Annotated in this window: 21 protein-coding genes; 5 read left to right on the top strand and 16 right to left on the bottom strand. The window is 44.0% G+C overall.

Features of this window, described 5'->3' with window-relative positions; all coding sequences use genetic code 11:
- Positions 1-535: 535 nt before the first annotated feature.
- The 6 genes from KDK67_RS00415 to KDK67_RS00390 form a co-directional block, all read right to left on the bottom strand.
- On the bottom strand, positions 536-1,228 hold the full coding sequence (locus tag KDK67_RS00415; protein ID WP_250866864.1) for a 4'-phosphopantetheinyl transferase family protein: 693 nt from the start codon (positions 1,226-1,228) through the stop codon (positions 536-538).
- A 95-nt stretch (positions 1,229-1,323) separates the two neighbouring features.
- On the bottom strand, positions 1,324-2,742 hold the full coding sequence (locus KDK67_RS00410; RefSeq protein ID WP_250866863.1) for a nucleotide sugar dehydrogenase: 1,419 nt from the start codon (positions 2,740-2,742) through the stop codon (positions 1,324-1,326).
- A gap of 53 nt (positions 2,743-2,795) precedes the next feature.
- On the bottom strand, positions 2,796-3,728 hold the full coding sequence (locus KDK67_RS00405; RefSeq protein ID WP_250866862.1) for a UDP-N-acetylglucosamine 3-dehydrogenase: 933 nt from the start codon (positions 3,726-3,728) through the stop codon (positions 2,796-2,798).
- Between the two features lie 403 nt (positions 3,729-4,131).
- Positions 4,132-4,596 (bottom strand): phosphopantetheine adenylyltransferase, encoded by a 465-nt coding sequence (locus KDK67_RS00400; RefSeq protein WP_250866861.1) that lies wholly within the window; start codon positions 4,594-4,596, stop codon positions 4,132-4,134.
- 131 nt (positions 4,597-4,727) lie between these two features.
- Entirely contained in the window at positions 4,728-5,276 is a 549-nt protein-coding gene (locus tag KDK67_RS00395; RefSeq protein ID WP_250866860.1) for a metal-dependent hydrolase, read from the bottom strand.
- 402 nt (positions 5,277-5,678) lie between these two features.
- Positions 5,679-6,377: a phage integrase SAM-like domain-containing protein gene (locus KDK67_RS00390; protein WP_250866859.1), complete on the bottom strand. Its 699-nt coding sequence runs from the start codon at positions 6,375-6,377 to the stop codon at positions 5,679-5,681.
- Positions 6,378-6,643: 266 nt separating this feature from the next.
- Between KDK67_RS00390 and radA the strand changes: the two genes are divergently transcribed.
- Positions 6,644-7,621: a DNA repair and recombination protein RadA gene (radA, locus tag KDK67_RS00385; protein WP_250866858.1), complete on the top strand. Its 978-nt coding sequence runs from the start codon at positions 6,644-6,646 to the stop codon at positions 7,619-7,621.
- A gap of 37 nt (positions 7,622-7,658) precedes the next feature.
- Positions 7,659-8,339 (top strand): phosphoglycolate phosphatase, encoded by a 681-nt coding sequence (locus KDK67_RS00380; protein WP_250866857.1) that lies wholly within the window; start codon positions 7,659-7,661, stop codon positions 8,337-8,339.
- Between the two features lie 13 nt (positions 8,340-8,352).
- Here the strand turns inward: KDK67_RS00380 and KDK67_RS00375 are convergent, their stop codons facing one another.
- The 4 genes from KDK67_RS00375 to nikR all read right to left on the bottom strand — a co-directional run bounded on the left by KDK67_RS00375 (position 8,353) and on the right by nikR (position 13,728).
- Positions 8,353-8,622, bottom strand: a complete 270-nt coding sequence (locus tag KDK67_RS00375; RefSeq protein ID WP_172365100.1) for a PRC-barrel domain-containing protein — start codon at positions 8,620-8,622, stop codon at positions 8,353-8,355.
- A 33-nt stretch (positions 8,623-8,655) separates the two neighbouring features.
- Complete coding sequence (locus KDK67_RS00370; protein WP_250866856.1) at positions 8,656-10,872, bottom strand: CDC48 family AAA ATPase; 2,217 nt, start codon at positions 10,870-10,872, stop codon at positions 8,656-8,658.
- Positions 10,873-11,320: 448 nt separating this feature from the next.
- Complete coding sequence (locus KDK67_RS00365; protein ID WP_250866855.1) at positions 11,321-12,220, bottom strand: NAD-dependent epimerase/dehydratase family protein; 900 nt, start codon at positions 12,218-12,220, stop codon at positions 11,321-11,323.
- A gap of 1,085 nt (positions 12,221-13,305) precedes the next feature.
- On the bottom strand, positions 13,306-13,728 hold the full coding sequence (nikR, locus tag KDK67_RS00360) for a nickel-responsive transcriptional regulator NikR (RefSeq protein WP_250866854.1): 423 nt from the start codon (positions 13,726-13,728) through the stop codon (positions 13,306-13,308).
- A gap of 173 nt (positions 13,729-13,901) precedes the next feature.
- On the opposite strand from nikR, the gene purC reads away from it, so the two are divergent.
- Both purC and KDK67_RS00350 read left to right on the top strand, forming a co-directional pair.
- Positions 13,902-14,618, top strand: a complete 717-nt coding sequence (gene purC, locus KDK67_RS00355) for a phosphoribosylaminoimidazolesuccinocarboxamide synthase (protein ID WP_250866853.1) — start codon at positions 13,902-13,904, stop codon at positions 14,616-14,618.
- Positions 14,619-16,049: a phytoene desaturase family protein gene (locus KDK67_RS00350; protein ID WP_250866852.1), complete on the top strand. Its 1,431-nt coding sequence runs from the start codon at positions 14,619-14,621 to the stop codon at positions 16,047-16,049.
- On the opposite strand, the gene KDK67_RS00345 is transcribed toward KDK67_RS00350, so the two are convergent.
- The 6 genes from KDK67_RS00345 to yciH form a co-directional block, all read right to left on the bottom strand.
- A complete protein-coding gene (locus tag KDK67_RS00345) occupies positions 16,050-16,736 on the bottom strand; it encodes a TIGR00153 family protein (protein WP_250866851.1) in 687 nt (228 codons plus the stop codon).
- A complete protein-coding gene (locus tag KDK67_RS00340; protein WP_250866850.1) occupies positions 16,736-17,776 on the bottom strand; it encodes an inorganic phosphate transporter in 1,041 nt (346 codons plus the stop codon). The genes KDK67_RS00345 and KDK67_RS00340 overlap by 1 nt, the downstream gene beginning before the upstream one ends.
- A 57-nt stretch (positions 17,777-17,833) precedes the next feature.
- Entirely contained in the window at positions 17,834-18,781 is a 948-nt protein-coding gene (locus KDK67_RS00335) for a tetratricopeptide repeat protein (RefSeq protein ID WP_250866849.1), read from the bottom strand.
- 43 nt (positions 18,782-18,824) lie between these two features.
- On the bottom strand, positions 18,825-20,045 hold the full coding sequence (locus KDK67_RS00330) for an Nre family DNA repair protein (protein ID WP_250866848.1): 1,221 nt from the start codon (positions 20,043-20,045) through the stop codon (positions 18,825-18,827).
- A complete protein-coding gene (locus KDK67_RS00325) occupies positions 20,042-20,401 on the bottom strand; it encodes a transcriptional regulator (RefSeq protein WP_250866847.1) in 360 nt (119 codons plus the stop codon). The genes KDK67_RS00330 and KDK67_RS00325 overlap by 4 nt, the downstream gene beginning before the upstream one ends.
- A 201-nt stretch (positions 20,402-20,602) precedes the next feature.
- Complete coding sequence (gene yciH / locus KDK67_RS00320) at positions 20,603-20,911, bottom strand: stress response translation initiation inhibitor YciH (RefSeq protein ID WP_011500065.1); 309 nt, start codon at positions 20,909-20,911, stop codon at positions 20,603-20,605.
- Between the two features lie 101 nt (positions 20,912-21,012).
- Between yciH and KDK67_RS00315 the strand changes: the two genes are divergently transcribed.
- Positions 21,013-21,366 carry a DUF192 domain-containing protein gene (locus KDK67_RS00315; RefSeq protein ID WP_250866846.1) on the top strand — a complete coding sequence of 118 codons (354 nt, stop codon included), beginning with the start codon at positions 21,013-21,015 and terminating at the stop codon, positions 21,364-21,366.
- Positions 21,367-21,371: the final 5 nt, after the last annotated feature.

Here is a 21,371-nt window from a genome sequence, read left to right as displayed (position 1 = left end):
ATTTTAAATATGTTGTTCATCTTACTTAACGCAGGAGACTCCTTGCGAGAGCTGGGATGGGAATGCGTCAGATCGTGATTATTTGTTGGTGTACCAATGTTGTTGTGGACCTTAGTAAGCACCACTTTTCCTGCATTGAACACCTCTTTGCCCACTTCTTAGATTCTTTCACATGATTTTCTTTTCGTACTGCTCCTTTGATTTCTGAGTTCTCTTCTATTTTCTATCACGATTAAATCTTGGAACCTGTTTATTAAAGGATGTTACGTCCATCCATCACATGACCTCTCTGCTGAATGGCCTCCAAGATCAGAACATGTCCCTGACATAGTCTTCGGATGAAGTATCTGCCTCGATCATTGAAGTGTTAAGCCCCCATGCATTCCTTTTTTGCGAATCGATGATCGTGAGGGATACAAGTTAGTTCTTTGTTATGTATAATATTGTTCCCAATTATATTAATATATTTTTAACAGTTGCACTAATATATTTTTAACATTGGTATTATTCCATACTTCATTTTGATCTACAATAATTATGCTGAGTTTCCGTTACAGACAATTTTCTGAAGACGACTAATATTAATTGTATACTGATCCGAATCAGTAACAACGGCAAGTATGTATTTGTTGTTTATAATATAATTTGAATGACAGATATTGTTAAGATCTAATTCTTTATTAAAATTAGAAAAAATGCTCTTATTCGAAAACTTACAATACGCTTCTTTCAGGGTCCATATCATTAAAGGATCGTGACCATTCGCATATGTGTCGGCATGTAAAAGTGTTGTGTGCAGGTATTTTGAAACATTTGTAAGGGACCGCAATTTTCTAAGTTCGACATCAATACCAACCTCGATCTTTGAGATTGCCAAGGTGACAATATTTTCAGTATAGGAGATACAGATATGTACTTCTTTATGATCGCGTACATGGACTCTTCCACATTTGTCTTTATACATGGATATGTCGTATACGGCTCGTTCTTTGAGGAGACTACACAGAATATATTTCAAAACCATTCTGGATGTTATGTATCTTTTTTTGAAATACTCGGTTTGCAAGCTTTCCAGATGTTCTTTTTCAATGTCATCCAGATGATCTGTACTCAATGTATCATAGTCATTCAGATCAACTATAAGGATAAGAATTTCATTCTGTTCCCAAAAGTGGGGTATATGTTCCAGAGAAACGGTGGATGGTATTTTTAAATTGTTAGTGCCCATGCTAGCTCCCCACATATATATGCACACAAAATCCCGCAGTTCCATGTCCTCTGTATCACCGGATGACCTCCTTCTAAACTTATTACCTCAGATGTTCAGTTAATATCCCCTCTTCCAATCCCTCTATAAACGAACCCTCCATCAATAAATTCCTCAGGCTTGATCACGTTCCTGCCATCCACAACAACAGGCTGATCTTTCCCCATCAATGCTTTAACCTCAGCAGGATCCAGCTTGAAGTATTCGGAGTGGCCGGTCAGGATCACGACTGCATCGGCATCTTTCACTACTGATTCCATGTCCTTCTCTATCTCAACATTCGGATAGTTCAACACATGCGGATCATGCACCATAACTTCAGCACCAGCTTCAACTAAAAGGTCTCTGTATGGCTCTGATGGGGGATTCCTGGCATCATCAGAATCATTGATGAAGGCCCAGCCTAACATGGCGATCTTTGAGCCTTTGATCCTTTTGTCGGCGGCTGCAAGGGCTTCTTCGGTGAGCTTGAACATGTGATTGGGCATGAAATCGTTCACCTTGCGGGCCAGGATGTAGATGGAATCAGCATTTTTGGGATAGTCTAAAGGCATTTCACCGGCTATCTCTATGCCGCGTTCAAGGTGATAGGTGTCTTTGGTAAGGCAGTGACCGCCGACTCCGGCTCCGGGCCAGAGGATGGCTCTTGTAATGCCTTCTCCTTTTAGGCTGTCTATTCCTGCACGTACATCGTAGAAGTTGATCCCCATGGATTCGCAATAGAGGGCGAGCTGGTTGGCTGCTGCGATCTGTAGGTCCCGGAATGTGTTCTCGGCGGTTTTGGTGACCTCGGCTGCGGTGGCGGACATTGGGATTATCTTTCCCTTTGTGAGGACTGGGGAGTAGAGTTCGATGGCTCGTTTTGTGCTGGTCTCGTCTATTCCTCCGACAATTCTGTCGTGTTCCTGTATGTTCTTGAGGAGGCGGCCCACCATTACGCGTTCGGGGGCATGGGCCAGGGCGAAATCCTCTCCTGCTTTCAGGCCGGACTCTTCCTCGAGGATTTCTTTAGCCATTCCCTTTGTGGTTCCCGGGGTGATGGTGGATTCCAGTACTACAAGCATGCCGGGTTTGAGGTATTTGCCTACGTTGCGTATGCCCTCGATCAGGGCCCCGAAATCAGGGATGAGGTCTGCGGGATTTTTGAATGGGGTCTGGATAGCAAGGGTCACTGCGTCCAACTCTGTAATTCTTGAGAAGTCGGGGGTGCACTCGAACTTTTTGGTATCGGTGACTTTTCTTAAGAGGTCTTCTAGGCCGGGTTCTTCGCCTTTTAGGGGGCTTTCACCGTTGTTGATCATGTCGATCTTGTAGCCGGAGGATGCGGAATTCCTCTGAAATCCCAGGACTTTCTCAAATTTGTCAACATCTGCGAAAAGAGCTGCTGCAGGTATGCCTACGTATCCCATACCAAGAACACCTATTTTTTTGATGGGTCCTCTTGCATCTATGATCTTCTGTAACTTATCACTCATGATATCAACCTGTGTTATCCGTGTTATAAATATGAAAATTTAGTTTGTGTCGATCACAATTGGATCGTCTTTTCCTGCTTGTATGAATCAATGGCAGCCATGCATGCTTCCAGTGCATGTTTTCCGTCCTCTCCGTTGCAGTGTATCATTTCACCTGTGCTCACACATTTGATGAAATGCTCCAGCTCGTTCCTGAGGGGTTCGGCTTTGTCAACTTTTGCTTCCCTTATCCATTTCTCGTCATGAAGTTCTAAAGTCTGGTTGATGTAGTCCAGATATGCCACGCTTTTAATTCCTACGGCTGTAAGGTTGCGTATCTTGTGAGGGGTCAGCCAGTTGGTATCTACAAGACCTGTCTGGTTATGGTCGAACCTTAAATGTATGGAGGCATGATCCTCGAACGGATGGATGTTCGCACCTGCAATGGCATGGACCTTGTTCACCTTAAGGCCGTAAAGATATGAGATAATATCGATGTCGTGTACTCCGATATCCAGGATAACACCTACATCCCTTATCCTCGGATTGTATGCACCTACTCTTCGGGTCGACATAGATACTATCTTTCCAAGCAGGCCCGCATCGATGATCTCCTTAAGTTTTATGACCGCTGGATTGAACCTTTCGATGTGTCCGATCATCAAGGCTTTTCCTGCATTCTTTGCAGCCTGTATCATTATATCTGCATTTTCTGGCGTATCAGCGATGGGCTTTTCCACAAGCACATTTGCCCCTGCTTCAAGGGCATCAAGACACACCTGTTTGTGGAGCTTTGTAGGGACAACGATGCTAATGGCATCAAGATCTTTTCTGAGCAATCTTTTATAGTCTGTAAAGGGCTCGGTGCCATACTTTCTGGATAGCTCTTTCACTCTTTCTTCATCTATATCAGAAATTCCTACAAGCTCCACGCCTTCCATCTCGTGATATATTCGTATATGGTTAACACCCATAACTCCGGTTCCGATTACTCCGACACGCACCATGATAATAACTCCTTAAAAACAGATTAATCTGATAATAGTACGACTAATGCACTAGATCCTCAAAATATCTTCATGTCTTTAATGCTGGCCGATATTCTCAAAACTGTACTAAATTATCCTGTGAACTACTCGTAATCTTCAAACAACACCCGAGTGTGCAACACAGATCTCTCTCAGCTACGCTCTTATCCACCACGAATTTACTGCCACATACAGGGCAGTTCTTCTCTACACTGATAGTATTTACCACCTCTACTCCCAATATATTGATGGTCTAAAAATATTTAAGGGGGACGGTTGTACTTTTTTTAGAATGAATGTATAAAAAGAAAACACATAATAATTTAAATTGGTACATTTGTGGAGTGCTTGGAGGTTAGTAGTTCACACCTGAAAAGCCATTTCATTTAAGCTTCAAATGCCCGTGCACATCGATCTCTCCCTGGCCGATACGTGTGGACGATATGGGGAGATCATCATCCGCCATTACGTAGTTTATGCTCACTATCTTTATTTCTCCTCTTCCGGCAGCCTTTCTTATCTCGTTGATCTTCAGGGCAACGGGATGGGTCTCAGGGGATACTACGATGAACTCGTAATCTTCTTTGATTGTCGAGCCATAAGGATCTTTCAGGGTCTGTATATTGTACCTTTTCTTAGGTATGCCAAGTTGCTCGATAAAAGCGGTCAGATTCTTCTTGCGGGTTGCAATATCGGGGATGTTCCTGTTCTTCTGTTTGGCCATCTCATCGGATGTAAGGCCGATATCCACAATGTCGCCTTTCGCCATCTCGAACGCCTTTCTGATCAATGCCGTGTGGCCATCGTGAAGGAATTCAAAGGTTCCTCCTACCGCTGTTCTTCCCATCGCTTGCAAAAGGGGTTCGTATGTCATAAGTGTTATGATGGATTGGCGGGCGTGGGTGTGACATTTGGGATGGTGGTTTTGGGATGGGGAAATGGTGTGATGTCAGTAATTCGGCACTCTCTGAATAAATGTTATGAATCCTGATCTGTCGTGTGTGGTACAATGATCCTGAAGAGCTGCCAGTATATCACTACTATGAACACTCCAAGTCCGGCAAGTTCGAACATGTATGTGTTCGAGACCTCAGGTGCAAAACTGTTCGTGGTGACTACGGATAGGTAATGTGAAAATCCTCCATAAACAGACCCATGAGGGAATTCCCATCCCAGAGCAGGCCACAGGAAAGTCTGCGGTACTAACCACATACGGTCTTGTAAAAGATGTATGAGGCTGGCAAAAGACAGAACGATCATCCCTGATCCATTCTCCCTCTGCTGCCTGTAAATGAAGACACCCAAAAGGAAGATGGCTAATACGAACAAGAATATGTGGGCAAATATCCTTCCATTGGCAAATATCTCTTCAAAGAACAATCTCCCTATCGGCTTGTCGATAAGGTCCGATAAAAGTGCCCCAATGGCAACGAACCGATAATCGATCCTCTTCCGAATGGACGGAATAAGAAGCGATATGATCAAAAAGATCGCCAGTGTAATCCCCAAACGCCCAATGATAAACATGATTTTGACTTAATGTGTAAGCACATTAAGTGTTATGACGGCGTTTTTGGGAATTGTGTCCATAGGGGGTTGTGAGATTACGTAACATCTGAAAAGATGTGGCTGCAAGTGAAGGGCAAGCATGTACACACCAGCTAATAACTGTTCAATAATACTATTCCTTGGGGGTAAAATGATGTTAGCTATCATCAAAAAGGTACGATCCTTTCCTACCCTTAGGGACTCTCTGTCAAGTTCGGTCTTTCCCCCACGCCTTCTGCTGTATAGGACAATAAGCGATGCTTCTGGCTGATCGTATATTTGTTCAAGATATGAAAGTTTCTTTTTACGACCGAAAAAAGCTGACCTAGTTCTTACTTCTCAGTAAAAATATTGTGTTCTTTCAGAGCTAATCTCTCATCTTTAATACGGAATTGGATAGACACTTCCACTCATGAGGATCTTCCATTCTGGTCCACATTTTGCTATTTCCATATATATCTGCCAATCAGCTTTGCACATCGAACTGATCTTTTCTGGAACTTTCACAATTATCTCTTCGTCCAGTTCATCACCAAAAGGATAAATCGATTCCAAATAAAGTTTTCCTGGTGTTACTTTTTTGATCTGGAAATAATCTTCGTAGGACTCTTCTTCACAATTTTCAGGTTGATCTTCATCGACATAATCTGCCAAAACAAAAAATAACTCTTCAGCTAAGCGGACATCGGTTTTCAATCTTTTAACCATTGGCTCGCAATCTTCATAATTCTCTTTGCTCATGTATCCTTTTTGATATGCCCACTTGACAAATTTGTGCATTCTCTTTGAAACATCATCTTTAAAAGAAATTGTGTCCATCACTTTTCGTATCAAAAAATATCCGAGGAATTGTTCTATTGCTTCAGAAGTAACCTCCGAAAAGTCAAAGTCCAATGCTGCCAAAACACGCTTCTGCTCTTCCTTGACGTCATATTCCAGATCCTCGTTCTCATCATATTTGGTATCTCTTAGAAATAATGCAAATAGATCGATTGCGTCTTTATATTTATTGAGTGTTCGGTCACTGACTGTTTTTCCAGTATCTTCAATAAATTCTGTTAATATCTCTGATGTGTTCACTAGTATTCCTCGTGTGAAATAATACTTTTATATCTATATATATTTTAATTTTATTCTTGACATTCGTATTGAAACGGTGTTTCTTCATGGAAGTGGAGCTTTGATTCAGTAATAATATCTGTATTCTTATATTTCTTCCAAAGGATATCATGCTTTGAATACTTTCAACCCGCTTACCTTATGTATATATAGTCCTGGGGGATAAATGAAGAACAAATGTGCACACATGAACAAAAGAAACTAGTGCACCTTAAGGAGTAATTAAAATGACAGAAGTATTATTGGAAGATCTTGATCACGTAGGACCAGCAACAGCACAGAAGCTCAAGGATGCCGGATTCACTACTATTGAAGCCATTGCTGTAGCCTCTCCGGCAGAACTTGCCAACAGTGCGGAGATCGGGGAATCTACAGCTGCAAAGATAATCAACGCCGCCAGGCAGTCGGCGGATGTCGGTGGATTCGAGACCGGCGACCTTGTTCTTGAAAGGCGGAAACTTGTGGGCAAACTGTCCACCGGGTGCACGGAATTCGATGAGATGATGGGTGGCGGGATAGAGACCCAGTCCATCACGGAAATGTATGGGGAGTTCGGGTCTGGAAAGACGCAGATCGCCCATCAGCTTGCTGTGAACGTACAATTGCCTCCCGAGCAGGGCGGTCTTGGTGGCTCTGTGATCATGATCGATACCGAGAACACCTTCAGGCCTGAAAGGATCGCACAGATGGTAAAAGGTATCTCTGATAAGCACGGCATCGAGTACGACCCTGAGGAATTCCTCAAGAACATCCATGTGGCACGTGCCTTCAATTCCAATCATCAGATCCTTCTTGTGGACTCCGCCAATGAGCTTGCCAACGAGCTCAAAAATACCGAGATGCCAGTCAAACTTCTTATCGTTGACTCCCTCACTGCCCATTTCAGGGCTGAGTATATCGGCAGGGGTACACTTGCCGACCGGCAGCAGAAGCTCAACAAACATCTTCATGACATCCTGCGTTTCGGTGATCTTTCCAACGCATGTGTAGTGGTCACCAATCAGGTCATGTCAAAACCTGACGCTTTCTTCGGCGACCCCACAAAACCAATAGGCGGTCACATTCTCGGTCACACTGCCACCTTCAGGCTCTACATAAGAAAATCCAAAGGCGAGAAAAGGATAGTCAAGCTCGTGGACTCTCCGAACCTGCCGGATGGCGAAGCACTCATCTCCGTCACAACAGATGGTCTTGGGGATGCCTGAGTAAACAATTATATGTTTCTTCGTCATATCTGGTGGCATGGTCCTCAAAGCTATTGTCATTGATATTGACGGAACTATAACCAACCCAAACAGGTCACTGGACCTCGATGTCGCAAAAAGATTTCGCGAATTGAACGTACCGGTGATCCTGTCTACAGGCAATCCTCTATGCTATGTCCACGCCGCTGCAAAGCTCATAGGCATCAGCGGCATCGTAATAGCAGAGAACGGGGGCGTGGTCTCCACCGGTTTTGACAGTCCTTCCATTATAGCCGATGGCAAAGAAGAATGCGAAAAAGCCTATGAGCTGCTTTCTCAATATTATGAATTGGTAAAGCTCGATGCTGCATATCGCAAGACCGAGGTCGTACTTAACAGGGATGTCGCAGTCGAAGATCTCCGCAGGACCGTCTCAGAACACGGTATTGACATAGAGATCATCGACACCGGTTATGCCATCCACATCAAAAGCAGTAGCATGAATAAAGGCACAGGGCTAGTGACAGTTGCAGAGCTTATGGGGCTTGAACCCTCAGATTATCTTGCCATCGGCGACTCATGTAACGATGCCGAAATGATGCAAGTCGCAGGGTTTGGGATTGCAGTCGGCAATGCAGACAATGAAGCAAGACTGGCTGCAAAATACATGACCCAGGCGTCCTTTGGCAAAGGTACCCTTGAGGCCATTGAGTATGCTATCTCCAATGGCCTGCTCTAAATAAAAAAGGGAATTACAGGTTGTTGCGTGGCAGGCTTTTCGCCATGAGCTTATCAACAACTATGTAATCCTTGATAGCACTGACCGCATCAAAAGAAACGACGATGTACTGTCCGTCCTTTTGATATTTGGAAGTATCCAGGCCGATATCCGGCTTAATGATAAGGTTTTCCAACTCACCTGTCTTATTTTCCATCACTATATTGTTCAGTACGCCTAGCTCGGTTCCATCTGTGGCCATTACCTGTTTATTGGTCAGGTTCTTTGCAAACACTTTTGCCATCCTTTATCTCCCTTTGAATATTTAGTAGAATCTTTACATGTAACCCATATAAGAACTTGTTTCTTGTTTATGAGTTCCACCCTTAAGTTTGTCCTGGACCTTGTTATAGAATTCGGCCATATCCTCTGTAATCGTAGGCTTGACCTTCTCGATTGCAGCAAAGAAATGCCTTGCCTTTACCTTCTCAGCATCAAAATCCTCGCGCAGTGCAAGCATTGCAGCCTCTCTGCACACTGATTCTATATCAGCCCCTACATACCCTTCGGTCATGGTAGCAAGCTCCTGGATACTGACATCGCTATCCAGCGGCACGTTGCGGGTATGGATGTTGAATATACTTTCCCTTCCCTGGATCGTGGAACTGCCTACAAGCACAAGTCTGTCAAACCTTCCTGAACGCATCAGGGCAGGATCGAGCATATCCGGTCTGTTGGTAGCAGCAATAACTACTACTTCCTTTAGAGGCTCCAATCCGTCAAGCTCTGTCAACAATTGATTGACGACCTGTTGTGAGCTTCTTCCGGTCTCACTATCTGCCATCCTCGTTGTAGCAATGGAATCTATCTCATCGAAGAAGATGATGCAAGGGGATACCTGTCTTGCTTTCTTGAAAGTATCACGTACAGCCTTCTCGGACTCACCCACGAACTTTGACAGCATCTGTGGTCCCTTTATGCTAATGAAATTAGCATTCGCCTCATTTGCCACAGCCTGTGCAATAAGGGTCTTTCCGGTACCTGGCGGACCATACAGTAAGATCCCCTTAGGCGCCTTGATCCCCATCTCAATGATCCTGTCCGGATGTTTCAGCGGCCACTCGACAGCTTCGACGATCTCCTGCTTCGCATCATCAAGACCACCAACATCCTCCCATGTAATGGACGGTATTTCCACAAGCACCTCTCTCATGGCGGAAGGTTCCACTTCCTTAAGTGCTTCCTCAAAATCATCAGCCTGGACAATGAGCTTTTCCAGTACTTCCTGTGGGATCTCATCCTCATCAAGATTTATCTCTGGGATGATCCTGCGCAGGGACCGCATTGAAGCTTCCTGGACAAGTGAAAGCAGGTCCGCACCCACAAAACCCTGGGTGTAGGTGGAGAGATGTTCAAGATCTACATCTTCCGCAAGCGGCATTCCGCGAGTATGTATCTGGAGCACTTCCAGCCTGTCATCGCTATCCGGCACCCCTATCTCTATCTCACGGTCGAATCTTCCCGGTCTGCGAAGGGCCGGGTCGATGGAGTCCACGCGGTTGGTAGCTCCGATAACGACTATCTGTCCTCTCTCATCCATGCCATCCATAAGCGTCAAAAGCTGGGCCACTACCCTGCGTTCGACCTCACCTGTCACGTTCTCACGTTTTGGGGCAATGGAATCTATCTCATCTATGAATATGATGGAAGGCGCATTCTCGGCCGCTTCCTCGAATATCTTTCTCAGGCGTTCCTCGCTCTCTCCATAGAACCGTCCCATTATCTCAGGACCTGCAACATAAAGGAAATTCGCCCTTGATTCATTGGCAACTGCCTTTGCAATAAGTGTCTTTCCCGTGCCTGGAGGTCCATGAAGGATAATCCCTTTGGGAGGTTCGACATTGAGTCTCTGGAAGATCTCATGATGCTTCAGAGGCAGCTCTATCATCTCGCGGACCCTCTGGATCTCGTCCCCAAGACCGCCAATATCCTCATAAGTGATGCCGCTGGCAGTGTCCTCATAACCTTCCACAGGTTTCTGGCGCAGTTCTATTTCTGTACTCTCATTGACCATCAAAATGCCTTCTTCAGGCTCGCTCTTAATAGCAACAAGAGGTATCGCCTGATTTCCAGGTACTGATTGGGTCATTGAACTTGTTATTGGAATGATATCCCCTGCAACGAACGGACGTTTCAGTATATTATGTTTGATGATAGCGGTTATGTTAGAACCGAATTCCATCATCACACCTTCAGGAGGTGCCAGTATGACCTTCTCCGCCACAAGTATCTCGGTCCTATGGATGTGAACCCTTTCCCCAATACCTACTCCTGCATTTTGACGGGTGAACCCATCGATACGACCTATCCCCTGTCCCCAGTCCTGACGGTCTGCACGCCATACCTTAGCTGCGGTTCTCTTTTTCCCAACGATCTCCACAATGTCCCCTGGAGATAGCTGTAAACTGAGCAATGTGCTCGGATCAAGACGTATGATACCCCGTCCAAAATCGATTGGATGTGCTTTCTCTACTTTGATCTGTAGTTCTTCCATTGGTCTCATCCTTAATTGTTTTATTATTTTATCTGTTCCAATACATAAATAATATGTGGTTCCATGTCCTGTTTTTATAATTTTGATAAAGTTAATATACTTGTGATGTCATATTTAAATATTCAATTTAGATCAAATTAATTTTGCCTTCTTCATATTGGATGTCTCTTTATCTCTCTTCTGTATTTTTGTCACTCGCGATTGGTTTTGATATGCAGATCTAAAGGATATGTGTATCCTTTTACAATTCAGAAACATCAGCCCCGGTAGGTGTCGGGGATGTGTATTGTAACTATCGAAGATATTGCTAAAGAATAAGATGGTATCGCGAATAACTCCGCAAATTTGCATTTACATAGCTAAACGATGAAGAAGCTGCATACTGTGTAGATCGCATCTCCTGTGGGAATTAAATTTAAAATGAGGCAATTCTTAGCCTCATCATATTTCATTTTTCCAAAAATTGTTCAAGTCCTTTTCTCAGATCCACTTTCGGAGCGAATCCCAGTTTCTCAGCCTTTGAAATATCGGCTACACTGTGTTTTATATCTCCTGCAAGTGGTTCTTTATGAGCTGCCTTGACATCCTTTTCGAATAGTTCTATAATGATCTCTGCAAGCTCATTGATAGTGGTGGCCTTGCCTGTAGCTGCATTGAAAACATCTCCAATGGCCGCTTTCTTCGAGATCATAAACTCCACCAGATCCACAACATCCTGAACATGGATGAAATCCCTGGTCTGCTCCCCGTCACCAAAGATCATCGGGGCAGATCCTCCTGATACTTTATCCATGAACTTTGAGATAACTCCTGAATACGGGTTCGAGGGGTCCTGTCTGGGGCTGTATATATTGAAAGGCCTTATGCAGGTCGTTGGTAATCCGTATGCCTTGTTATACATAAGGCAATATTTTTCTCCTGCAAGCTTACTGGCACCATATGGTGATAATGGCTCTTGCGTATGTGTTTCAGGTATTGGCAACTCAACAGGGTTTCCGTAGGTAGCAGCTGAACTGAAATACACAAATCTTTCAATATCCGCATGGCGTGCTTCCTCAAGCAGGTTCAACGTACCCATAATATTGTTTTGTGCATCGAAAAGAGGTTCGTTCATCGACCTTACAACGCTTATCTGGGCGGCAGTATGTATGATCACATCGGCATTTTGTACGTGTTCTGAAACATCTTCCCTTATGTCTGCTTTTATCACAGGTACATCTTCAGGAAGCATCTCTCTTGTCGTGGAGGAATAGTTATCGAGTACAGTCACTTCGTTATCTTCATGGAGGTGATCGACAAGATAGCTTCCGACCTGGCCCAAACCGCCGGTAATAAGAACTCTTTGCATATCTCTGAAAATGGTTTTCTTTTATATGGACTTTGTGAATCTGGGTTTAATATATTAATATCACATTATTATGAGCATCATCACATATGCAAGTCTTTCATAATGTTAATATAGTATTGTGTCACTTGTATATTTTGAGGACCATTGCAGTTCTCTCCTCTCTACATTATATGTGGTGTGGTACAAAATCGAAACAAAGGGTGTGGTGGTACGGCCTTTGTTGGTGTCGATATTATCGAAACCAAAGCGGGCTTTGTGGTGAGGCCCGCTTAATCCCCTCTTTCTCATTTTTTGTTATGGATTATTTTCGGTCATCATATTGTGGTCACCATGTTCTTTCGAATTCTCTGGCGATCGACAAGATCGCTCCCTACCTGATCTTCAACAATACCTCATTGGATATCTCTAAAAATGGTTCTCTTCTCATGGCTTTTGTGGGTCTGAGATCAATATATCAATTTCGCATTATGATGGGTATCATGACTCCTTTAAGTCCTTCATAAAGTTAATATAGTATTGTACCACTTGTATATATTGAGGACTATTGCAGTTCTCTTCCTTCTACACTATGAGTGGTGTGGTACAAAATCGAAACAAAGGGTGTGGTGGTACGGCCTTTGTTGGTGTCGATATTATCGAAACCAAAGCGGGCTTTGTGGTGAGGCCCGCTTACATCCCCTCTTTCTCATTTTTTGTTATGGACTATTTTCGGTCTAATTTGTTCGAATGGATCTCTTCGATTCTCTGATATTATCTTGGTTGGGTGTTTTTCCCGCCTTCGATTTTCACTTTGACATCCAAATCATCATTATGATTATAATCATAACTTCTAAAAATCATTCCATAAGTTAATATATCATTACTGTATATTTTATTTTATTGTGCGCTTAAAGCTACTGAATTGACTCGGTGGTGATGTCGTACGAGAAAAACGATTTGGTTTGCGTCATTACTATGCACCGGACCAGGGGGCACACTGTGCCTCCATCATCCCCTCTACTTTTCTCAATGTCTTTAGATCTCAATAACGTTCAGAAACATCATTCTGACCAAACATATCTCAAAAAAGAAATGTGGCAGTATCTTCAGATCTTTTCTGCCGGTGGTGCGGTGTTCAATTTCACGTACTTAACCCCTTTAAGTGCCATTAATCTCTCGTCCATCTCCTTGATAAGTTCTCCTTCCCCGTCAAAGATAACGACCTCAAGACAGTTATCATGGTCAAGGTGGATATGTGTTGAGGACTTGATCAGGTCTGAATAATCATGCTGGATATCAGTGATAGCATTTGAAAGTCCTCTTTTGGTATGGTCATAGATGATAGTGATAGTTCCTACGCGCCTTCCCCTTATGTCGCTCATCCATTCATACTGATTGATGTAGTTGCGTATTGAATCCCTGATGCCTTCTGAACGTGAAGAATACCCTCTGCTCTCTATGATCGAATCGAATTTATTCAACAGATTGTCTGGAAGTGAGACGCCTATTCTCATTAGTTCATGTTCCATAATTTCACCTGCATCACAATAGGCATAAAAGGTAATAACATTTTGTATCACTTTTATTATTTTAGTTGTTATTTCATATCGAAAAACGCACTAGAATATATATTTATATTTAAGTGTGCTATATGGTATCCATAATTAACAAAATGTAAACTATCTATTTGGAGACCAAATTCATGAAAACGGAAGAACTTTACTCAGGCAAAGCAAAGACCATTTATAAGACCGAAAACCCGAATGAGCTTATCTCAGAGTTCAGGGACAGCCTCACAGCTTTTGACGGCAAGAAGAAAAGTGAAGCAACGAATAAGGGTTACTACAATGCTCAGATATCAAGGAAGATCTTCGAGATGCTCGAAGAAGAAGGTATTAAAACACACTATCTTGGTATGGTTTCCGGCAATGAGATGCTCGTAAAGAAAGTTGATATAATTCTCATCGAGGTAATTCCAAGGAACATCGCAGCAGGTTCTATCACTCGCAAGTATCCCATTGAAGAAGGTACCGTCTTCAAAGAGCCCGTTCTTGTATTCGATTACAAGAGCGATGAGTTCGGCGATCCTATGATCAATGATGATGTCGCAGTTGCAATGGGTGTCGCTACACGTGAAGAGATCGATTTCATTCGCAGCATGGCATTGAAGATCAACGATATCCTCAAGGGCTATCTTGAGAGCAATGGTTTCCTGCTTCCTGACTTCAAACTTGAGTTCGGCAGGGTGGACGGCGAGATCGTCCTTGCTGATGAGATATCCTGTGACACCTGCAGGTTCTGGGACGTTGAGACCGGTGAATCCATGGACAAGGACCTGTTCAGGTTCGATAAAGGTGACCTTTCAAAAGCATATGAAAAGGTTGCACGCAGGCTTGTCCCTGATATATTCGAGGAGTAAATGGATAAATATGATGTTATCGTGGTCGGAGCCGGCGTGACCGGTCTTCTGGCCGCACTTACATTATCAAAGCATGGCAAAAAAGTGCTGGTGCTTGAAAAGCAGGACTCTGTTGGGGGAAACTGCAACAGTTACACAGTGGATGGTTATCAGGTAGACACCGGTCCGCATGCGATCACCCATCTTGCGGAAGGTCCGCTCAGGCGGCTTATGGATAACTATTTTGATTATCAGCCGGTATTCGAGGACTACGGTCAGTATTATGTAAGGACCGAGGAACGTTTTGTAAAAGTTCCCTCAACGATCAAAGAATTCGTCACATTTGACGTTTTTCCCAAACTTGACCGCCTTGCAATTACTCAGGCCATCACAAAGTCTCTCACAATGGCTTCCTTTGGTATCGATCTCTCGGACCAATCGGTCTATGATTCCCTTCCTGCAAACCTTTCAAAGGACACTTACGACTTCGCAGATGCTATATCCTACTTCCTTTCCGGACGTTGTATGAAAGAGACATCTGCACAGAGGGTGCTGGCAGGAAGCAGTTTTGTAAGGGATAGTGTGACTCAGGAACAGTTCGAAGAGATCATCAAACAGGAATCCACTCCTCAAACCGAATCCATACTTCAGTCTGTCCTCCCATCCAATCTCCATCTCTCACTTCATTCAAGGATAAACCTATCCTGCCTCGGAAGACTTGCTTCCAACAAGGTCAGTCTTTCCCAGGGATATCCGCGAAAAGGCCTAAAATCCCTGCTCAATGCAATTCTTTATTCTCTTCCCTCGACCGTGGAAATTAAGACCGGATGTGAGGTCCATAAGATATTCACTGATAATGGAAAGGCTTGGGGTGTCGAAGCGGACAATGCCTATAGTGCTGATCTTGTGATATACACAGGATTTGCAACATCCCTTCCCACTCTGGTCGAAGACCTTCCGGCATCTTACAAAGAGCTGCTTGACGGTATCGTTCATTCTAAAAGTCTCACATTATGGCTTGGCCTTGACAGGATGATGGATGAGTTCAAATATGTCGGGTCTGAGATATGGTTCAAGGACACCCCTTACTGGGCGATGCCCACAAGCAATTATGATCCTTCCCTTGCACCTAAAGGAAAACAGTTGATAGGTTTTGCTTTCTTCATGGATGAGGACAATGATGAGTCCAAGGATATAAAGAACGCCTATGAGACGATCTTCCGCGCCATTCCAAACATCGAGGATCGCATAGAAATGAAGCATCATCAGGTGATCGTTCCTGAAAAAGCTGCAGTGACGCTCAATGGAAAATTTGCCGATATCCGTACTCCAGTAAAGAATCTTTATGTTGCAGGGACGGATACCGATAAACGCAGCATGGGAGTGACCCGGGCTGCATATTCTATACTTGAAATGTTAAAAGTGTTGAACGAGGACGGTAATCTTCACTGATCACCGTCTGATTATCATTGTTCTGAGCCTGTCGGCTGCATGTTCGGTCTTATCTGCAATATCTGCAATAGTTCTGACAAGTTCGATAAGATAGAACACTCCGACAGCACCAAGTTCCTTTTCATGGGCATATATGTCTTTGATAAGGTCCTTCTCTATAAGGTCTGTGATATGCTCCATCTCTTCTATCTGCGGAACGAGTGACAGAGCTTCATCGACATCTCGTTTGCTAAATGATGTTTCAAGGAGCTCGCTCAACGAATCTACCAGCGTTTCGTATATTTCCACTGTTTTCAATGTCTCTGCACTCAGTTGACAGATCTGGTCCTTTATCCCCTCGGGCATGTCGCATTGTCTCAGAGTAAGCATATATGCAGCTTCCTGTGCCACATCAGCGATGGAGTCCTGTGGCTTTAAAAAGTTCAGCAGGTCCTCTGCGTTCACAGGCAGCATTATCGAAGATGAAAGCTGTCCTCTTATCGTCTGTTTGATAATGTCCGCTTCATGCTCGATGTTGTCGATCTCATGGCTCAGCTCTTCAACAAGTGGCATATTAGTGCAATATGCATTGACCGCCTGATCGAGCTTTCTTACCGTCTCCACACCTTTTGATGCGTGCAGGTAAAGCGGTTTAAAAGGCGATCTTGCAAATACGTTAAGTACCGAACGAATGTATTCCCTTTTCATTATAATCCAACCCCCCTTAATGCTAGGAATATAAGTGCTGATGTTACTGCTGCTATTGGCACAGTGATTATCCATGACATGGCTATCTTTCCGATAACACTAAGATCGACCGCAGCAAGACCGCCTGCAAGTCCGACCCCTATCACAGAACCAACAAGGGTATGTGTTGTAGATATGGGTAGTGAACTGTAGCTATGAAGGACAACAACAGATGCTGTAGCGAGTTCTGCAGAGAATCCCCTTGTAGGTGTCAGTTCAGTTATCTTTGTGCCTATCGTCTCTATAACGCGGTATCCCCATGTAGCAAGTCCGATGACCATTCCGACACCACCGACCATTAAGACCCATATAGGTATGGTCAGGTCAGCGAGTCCCAGGGCGTTAAGTCCTGCGTAGAGTGGCCCGACAGCGTTTGCTACATCGTTAGAACCATGTGCGAATGCAATAAAACATGCAGTACCTATCTGAAGTATCACAAATTTCTTTTCTATATTATATGGATTGTCCGTCTTTTGTAATAATGTCAACCGTATGATCGTGAATATTATGTATGCTAGAACGGCACCCAATATGGGTGAGACCAGCCAGCTGCCCACGATCTTTGCAAGTACTACCCAGTTTATATCACCATATGCGATAATTCCCTGGTATGCAGATACAAGTCCGAAACCAAGTACTGATCCCACTATCGAGTGCGTGGTAGAGACAGGCAGGTTGTAAAATGTAGCGAAAGTGATCCAGAAACCGGCTGCAAGGATCGCTGCCAGCATTCCCACTGCTACAAGGTTCGGATCTAACAGCTTAATACTGTCAATAGGTACGATTCCTTTTGCAATGGTCGATGTGACCTTCTTACCAAAAAAGACAGCACCAACGAATTCGAAGACACCTGCCACAAGTATTACCTGTTTAATTGAGAGTGCTCCACTTCCCACTGAAGTTCCCATTGCATTAGCAAGATCGTTCGCTCCGATATTCCACGCCATATAGAGGCCTGCGATTACCAAAAGAACCACAATTGGATTAAATAGGTCTATCATATTTCCTTCCTTTGATCAAGTATTAAGGCTGATAATGTCACATATGTGATAAATGTATCAATCATTATTTTTTGTCATGGAAATAATCTCTTCACGTGCCTTTTTCACTTCCTCATCCTCAGGGTCCAGCTCGATCAGCATATCGTATGTCTTAATGGCATCATTGTAATTATCTTCCTGTACACTGAGTTCGGCAGCATTTGTCAGTATTGCTTTTGCTTCCTGTTTGTGCCCAAGCTTGTAAAGCAGTTTACCTCTTGTTCTCCACATGTCGATGTTGGAAACATCGAGCTCAAGGGCATTCTCGATCGCTCCGAGTGCTTTCTCATATGTCTCAGTGTTCCTGCTCATAAGGGCTTTCAACTCCCACATCTCAGCTGCTGCATGGAAACATTTTACTGCTTCCTTTGCCTGCCCAAGCTTCCTGTGAGCAATACCTGTGAAGAAGAGGGGCTCGACAAAGTCTTCTGTCAGTTCCATTGTCTTCTCAAAAGCTGAAATGGCAGCACCATATCTTTCAGATTCAAGAAGTAGCATTCCTTTGCTGTGCCATACATGTGCAATGCTCGGGTCTATCTCTATGGAGCGTTCAAATTCCTCAATACCCTCTTGCGCCCTTCCCATTTCCGCAAGGATCCCGCCTTTAAGGAAATAGCTTTCAGCGTCCTTAGGAGCCATCTCTGTGATATTTGTAAATATCTCAAGGGCGCCCTCAAGGTCATCCTTGATAGCAAGGATATTACCTTTTAATTTGAGTGCCTCGATATCTTCTCTAAGGTCCAATGCCTCATTGGTGGTTTTAAGGGCGTCATCATAAAGATGAAGTCCGGTGAGTATCCGCGCTTTGATAAGCAGGGCATGAGTTGGATCAGGTGCATGGTTGATCGCCTGTTCCACAACTTCCAGTGCCTGATCGAGGTGGCTTTCCCTGCACAATGACATTACTTTGTTTATCAGAAAATCTGCCAGTTCTTGAGGCGACATATCACTTTTAGGTTCGGACATAATCACCAATTGTGCAATACCATTTTAATGTCTTGCGGAGGATTCAGAAAAAAGAGTCCAGCGTTCTCTGGAAACGTATGTCTGATAGCATCTTGGCCTTTGCCTTCCATTGCTCCGAAGGCGTTCTCACTCGCGTTGCCATGTCATCCAGTGCTTCTTCAATGGTCTCGAACGTGCGTGGTATGGAGGACAATGCATTTCTGGCAGCCTCGCGAACCACCCATACCCCAAGCGGTGCCCAGTATTCAGGTGTTATTTCCCTTATCATGAATACCGATGCTTGCCTTTGTATCTTCTCAAGATGTTCCAGGGCGGCTATACGGGCGGCATAATATCCTCCGGCAAGGTTCGAATATCCCTTTTTACCGTTAATATCTTCCATGTCCTGCCCTATCCATGAAGAATCTCCGGACCAGACCGAACTTTTCATCCATATCTCGAGCAGCTCGTAAGAATATCTGCGGGGGGTCATGAGTATCTCAAAATAGTTCCCGAAACATCCTCCGCTGAACACGGATATCTCACTGATAAGAGGCAGGTCTATCACACGGTCGGTGATATCCTTCCCGACCATATCATCCGTGGCGGTAATTGCCCAGCGGGTAGGTACAAGTTTCCGTTCTTGTCCCAACAAGCCTATGGAAAGCAATCTTGTAATATGTTCTGTGGGGATATCCCCTTTAAAAAGTTCACACACAGCATCCTTTGCAAGGGCATCAGTGTCGTACGCCAGATGGTCCACTTTTTTCGGGACCTTCGGATTCTCTGCAATATCAAAGTCCGTCATTGTTCCGGAAGGGCCCATGGGGGTAAGTACGCTGTCGAACTTCAGGTCCTGTTTCAATGGTTTGGTGAACCACGCTTCTGTATCGATGGGTGACTTTGACAGTGCGAGCTCCTGTGATTTTTCCAGGAGTTTATCCGGTCTGTTCGCATTTTTCACATCCATGGTCGTATTTGCACGGACAAGCTGGCATCTGGCAGATATGATGTCCCGGATATCCATGGAAAGCCAATGCTTGGGGTCTTCCAGTGCCATTGCATCCTTAGAATCCACCTGAGGTGGGATCATGGGTCCGGCCTTGACCTGTGGGTAACCATATCTTCCCACAAATACCGCTGGTGGGGATGCACCAAAAATAGAACCGTCTGAAGATATCGAAGTTGCAGTGTTCTCAGCAGACCTGAACTTCTCAAGAATAGGGCACAGAGGTCTTCCGCAAAGCCCTTTTCCTTTACATTGGATGCATAGACTTTTGCTCAATCTTCATCATCTTTACATAGTATGCAATATTCTGCTTCCGGTGCATTTTTGAACAACCAACCCGAACGCTGCACGAACTTGCATACCTTGCACATCCCCTTGTTCATGGCCTTTGCAGACATGTCATTGACAAGGTCGGTAGCAAATTTACGGATCTCTTCATTGGTCTCCTCTGAAAATCCTACTTCTGCTCCTCTTTTCTCACTCACGTACTGGGAAACGGCAGCTCTGGACAATCCGAGAATGTCTGCCACCTGTTGCTGTGTACATCCATGGTCGATCATCATGGTGCGTGCAAGTCCGGCTCGTATTGCTGGTAAAACCCTCTGAACCATTATCTCGCAGGTAGGTTTCATAATATTATATCCTTCACTCGTCCTATTTGATTTTTTTGGCAGTATTGGTGATGAGCAAATCTGCACTCGAACGGACGCTCACAATTCAAAAAAAGGACATGGTATTCAATACCAGCATTGGTATGGCCATGTTCCGTTCATTATTAGGTTTTTAATACGAACATCAGGTCTGTCTGGCAGTCCTGTTATTCAAAGTCAATTTCAGTCCTTGATCTGCTCGGGAGAGAACCCTTTCTTTACAAGAACGGCTTTCATGCGACTCAGATGGTTGCCCTGCAATTCTACGGCACTACCCTTTACAGTTCCGCCACATGCAAACTTTGATTTAAGGTATGTGGACAGTTCGTGGAGGTCGATCTCATTAGCATCGAATCCTTCTACAACTGTAACTTCTTTGCCGTATCTTCGTCTGTTCACTTTCACTGTAATTCTTTGTTGCTCTTTTGCCACTTCTTCACAGATACATAGCTCTGATGGCAAACCACAAACCGGGCACATTTCTGAACTCATCTTCTAGTTTTTCCTCCGCAAATTGATTGCGTTATAACCATAAATTATTATAATGTATGCTATCTATACGTAATAAATAGATGTCTTTTATGTATCCCACTATGCTATTAAAATCTAATGGTGATGTTATATCATCTGATGTCGAATATGCAAAAAGCATGTTCAAGCAGGCTAAAGGCCTTATGTTCAGACGCTCGGTCCCTGATAGCTATGCTATGGTCTTTATCTTTTCCTCTCTCAAGAAAATATCTCTCCACATGCTGTTTGTACCATTTCCTCTGGATGTCCTTTTTCTCAATGAAGATAAAAGGATAGTCAAGACCACTACTCTCAGGCCCTGGATCGGTATTACTGATTCCGGTGAAAAGATCAGGCACGTCATAGAACTACCTTCAGGTGCCATCGCTTCCAACGACCTCAAGGTTGGGGATGATCTGATGTTCGATGAACCTTGAACTTC

Origin of the sequence: Methanococcoides seepicolus, assembly GCF_023684405.1 — an archaeon.
GTDB lineage: Archaea > Halobacteriota > Methanosarcinia > Methanosarcinales > Methanosarcinaceae > Methanococcoides > Methanococcoides seepicolus.
The sequence above is the reverse complement of the archived record's forward strand: the minus strand, read 5'-3'. Positions and strand labels throughout refer to the sequence as shown.